This window comes from Thermoflexus sp., from assembly GCF_025055495.1.
Classification (GTDB): domain Bacteria; phylum Chloroflexota; class Anaerolineae; order Thermoflexales; family Thermoflexaceae; genus Thermoflexus.
Map to the genome: position 1 here is coordinate 1 of NZ_JANWXB010000023.1, position 3,398 is coordinate 3,398.

Sequence of the window (3,398 nt, forward strand, 5' to 3'; positions counted from 1 at the left end):
GCGCGGGCGATGAAGGCCTGCACTTTCCCGGCATCCTTTCGCCCGGGCTCCCGTTCCACCCCCGAGGATACATCCACCCCCCAGGGTCGAACGCGGAGGATGGCCTCCACGATGTTCTCCGGGCTCAGCCCCCCGCCGAGCAACAACCGGTGGATCCGCGCCCATGTCGCTGCGATCTCCCAGTCGGCCCTCCAGCCGGTTCCCCCATACGCAGCTGGATGCCACGCGTCGACCCCCAGCGTCGGCCCGTCCGGCAGCTGCCCGCGGTAAGGCTCCGGATCCGGGGGATCTTCCAGCCTCCCCTCCGAAGCCGGAGGGCGCAGGCGCAGCACCTTGTAAGCGCGGTCCGCCAGGGCTGCCACGGCCTCCGGAGGCTCGTCCCCATGGAGCTGCGCCCAATTCAGGCCGATGGCCTCCATCCACTCCCGCACCCGATGAACCGGCTCGTTCACGAACACCCCTACCTGCCGGACCCATGGGGCTTCCCGGCGAAGGGCGGCGGCGATGGCCGCTGCCTGCTCCGGGGATATGAAGCGGGGGCTTTTCGGATAGAAGACGAAGCCCAGGGCATCAGCTCCCGCTGCCACCGCGATCCGCGCATCTTCCAGCGTGGTGATCCCACAGATCTTCACGAACCCCCAGCGCTCCGCTCCCCCCATCTCAATAGCCTCCCCACCTGGCGGGCCACGGCTTCAAAATCGAAGCCGTCCGGGCGTGCGCCCGCTTCCACCAGCGCCTCGCCGATCAGCACGGCGTCGTAGCCCAGCGCGGCCATCTCCCGGATGTCCTCCGGGGACCGCAGGCCGCTCTCGGCGACAGTTCGGATCCCGGCCGGGATCCGGGGCCGCAGTCGGGCGGAGGCCGTCCGATCGATCCGAAGGGTGTGCAGATCGCGATGATTGACCCCGATCACCCGGGCGCCCGCCTTTAGCGCCTGTTCCAGTTCCTCCTCCCGGTGAACCTCCACCAGGGCCGTCATCCCCAGGCCATGGGCCAACCCGATGAGATCCGCCAGCTGGGCGGGGTCCAGGGCCGTGACGATGAGGAGCACGGCATCGGCCCCAGCCGACCGGGCGTCATAGACGTGATAGGGGTCCAGGGTGAAGTCTTTACGCAGGATCGGAACCTCGGGAAGAGCCCGGCGGACCGCCTGCAGGTGGGCCCGTTCCCCCTGGAAGAACCGTGCGTCCGTGAGCACAGAGAGGGCGGAGGCTCCCGCCTGAACATACACCCGCGCCAGCTGGACCGGATCGACGGCCGGGGCGATGGCTCCCCGGGAGGGGGAAGCCCGCTTGATTTCCGCGATCAGCGCCGGTCGATCCCCCCGCCGGGCCAGCGCGGCGGCGAAATCCCGGGCCGGTGGGGCAGCTTCCGCCTCGGCCCGCACGACCGATAGCGGGCGCTTCCGCATCTGCTCCGCCAGTTCCTCCCGCTTCCAGGCCAGGATCTTCCCCAGCTCGGACATCTCAATGCTCCTGGGTCAGCCCCCGCGTGTAAGCGATATATTCCTCCAGCACCGCCAGCGCTCCGCCGCTCGCCAGCGCTTGCTCCGCCCGAACCAGACCCTCCCGGAGATCCTCGACCTGATCCGCGGCCCGCAACGCGAAAGCGGCGTTAAGCAGGATCGCCGCGCGCAGCGGTCCATTCTCCTGGCCCTGGAACAGCGCCCGCAACCGCCGGGCGTTCTCCTCCGGAGTCGCCCCGCGGAGCGCATCCAGCGGCGCCCGAGGGATGCCGTAATCGGCCGGATCGAAGATCCAGGCGTGGATCTGTCCGTTCACGTATTCCGCCACGCGGGTCGGGCCGGAGGGCGTGACTTCATCGACGTTGCCCACGCCGCAGACCACCATGGCATGCCGGCTGCCCAGGGCGCCCAGCACCTCGGCCAGCGGCTCTAACAGGCGAGGGTCGAACACGCCCATCACCTGGTGGGGCACTTCCGCCGGATTGCATAGGGGGCCCAGGATGTTGAAGAGGGTGCGGACCCCGATCTCCCGCCGGGGGCCGATGGCGTGCTTCATCGCCGGATGAAAGGCGGGAGCGAACAGGAAGGCGAATCCGATCTCCTCCAGCGCCCGCGCCGCCTGCTCCGGGGTGAGGGCGAGCTCGGCCCCTAAAGCGGCCAGCAGATCCGCGCTGCCGCTGGGGCTGGAGACAGCGCGGTTGCCGTGTTTCGCCACCGGCACCCCGGCCCCCGCCACCACGAAGGCGGCGGCGGTGGAGAGATTAAAGGTGCGGGCCCCATCGCCTCCCGTGCCGCAGGTATCCACCGCGAGGCCTTCGTAGGGCACCCGCTGCATCGCCCGGCGCATCGCGCGGGCGCAGCCGACGATCTCCGGGATCGTCTCCCCCTTCATGCGCAAGGCGATCAGGAACGCCCCGATCTGGGCCGGGGTGGCCTCCCCCGCCATGATCGCCCCCATCGCCGCCTCAGCTTCCTCCATCGTTAGATCTTCCCGCTTGACCAGTTTGGCGATCGCTTCCCGGATCATCTTCCACCTCCTGAATCGGTAGTGCTTCACCGCAGACAAGCTGCGGGAGCTTATGGATATCCCCCGATGGCCAGGAAATTTCGCAGCAGGCGTAACCCCTCCGGGGTGAGGACCGATTCCGGATGGAACTGGACGCCGAAGGTGGGATGGGCGCGATGCCGCAGGGCCATGATCTCCCCTTCCGGCGTGCGGGCCGTGACCTCCAGGACCTCGGGGAGCGGCTCCGTCACCAGCAGGGAATGATAGCGGCCGGCCATGAACGGGCTTGGCAACCCCTCGAAGAGGTCCTGGCCGTTGTGCAGGATGGGCGAGGCCTTGCCGTGCATCAGCCGTCCCGCCCGAACCACCCGCCCGCCGAAGGCGGCGGCGATGGCCTGATGCCCCAGGCAGACCCCCAGGATGGGGACCTGCCCGCTGAAGGCGCGGATCACCGGCATCGTCACGCCGGCGTCCTCCGGCCGCCCCGGACCTGGGGAGATCACAATAGCAGCGGGCCGCAGCTCGGCCACCTCCTCTACGTCCACCGCATCGTTCCGGACCACCCGGAGGGACACGTCGGGATGTCCACTCTCCACGAGCAGCTGGCCCAGGATCTGAACCAGATTATAGGTGAACGAATCGTAGTTATCGATGACCAAGAGCATTTCACCCTCCCCGCTCTCCGGAATTAAGTTGGCTGTTCCCGGCTGGGCGCAAGCGCGAGGCCCTCGTCCTGCGCTCCCCAAAGGAGAACGGTCCCGAAGCGAAGTGCCCATCCCGAGCGTCCTCAAAAAGAGAACGGGCACTTACTGCTTTGTCCAGCTATAAACTGGGGATTCGAGGAACCGAAGCCCGTCCGGAAGGCCATGGGCCCACCCCCCGATATACCCCCAACCCCCCGCCCCGGGGGGCGGGGGGGGGGGGGGG

4 protein-coding genes are annotated in these 3,398 nt (G+C 68.7%); all 4 read right to left on the minus strand.

Annotated features, from left to right (window positions below):
* On the minus strand, positions 1–659 hold a 659-nt coding region (locus tag NZM16_RS00835; RefSeq protein ID WP_295477830.1), incomplete at its 3' end, for a phosphoribosylanthranilate isomerase.
* Positions 629–1,465: an indole-3-glycerol phosphate synthase TrpC gene (trpC, locus tag NZM16_RS00840; protein WP_295453266.1), complete on the minus strand. Its 837-nt coding sequence runs from the start codon at positions 1,463–1,465 to the stop codon at positions 629–631. The genes trpC and NZM16_RS00835, both read right to left, overlap by 31 nt.
* A gap of 1 nt (position 1,466) precedes the next feature.
* Positions 1,467–2,492, minus strand: coding sequence for an anthranilate phosphoribosyltransferase (gene trpD, locus NZM16_RS00845; protein ID WP_295453264.1), 1,026 nt, complete (start codon positions 2,490–2,492; stop codon positions 1,467–1,469).
* A 50-nt stretch (positions 2,493–2,542) separates the two neighbouring features.
* A complete protein-coding gene (locus tag NZM16_RS00850; RefSeq protein WP_295453261.1) occupies positions 2,543–3,136 on the minus strand; it encodes an aminodeoxychorismate/anthranilate synthase component II in 594 nt (197 codons plus the stop codon).
* Between the last annotated feature and the right edge of the window lie 262 nt (positions 3,137–3,398).

Excerpts from the sequence above, each read along its gene's own strand:
- trpC (WP_295453266.1), bottom strand. The coding sequence starts at position 1,465 with ATGTCCGAGCTGGGGAAGATCCTGGCCTGGAAGCGGGAGGAACTGGCG.
- trpD (WP_295453264.1), bottom strand. The coding sequence starts at position 2,492 with ATGATCCGGGAAGCGATCGCCAAACTGGTCAAGCGGGAAGATCTAACG.
- NZM16_RS00850 (WP_295453261.1), bottom strand. The coding sequence starts at position 3,136 with ATGCTCTTGGTCATCGATAACTACGATTCGTTCACCTATAATCTGGTT.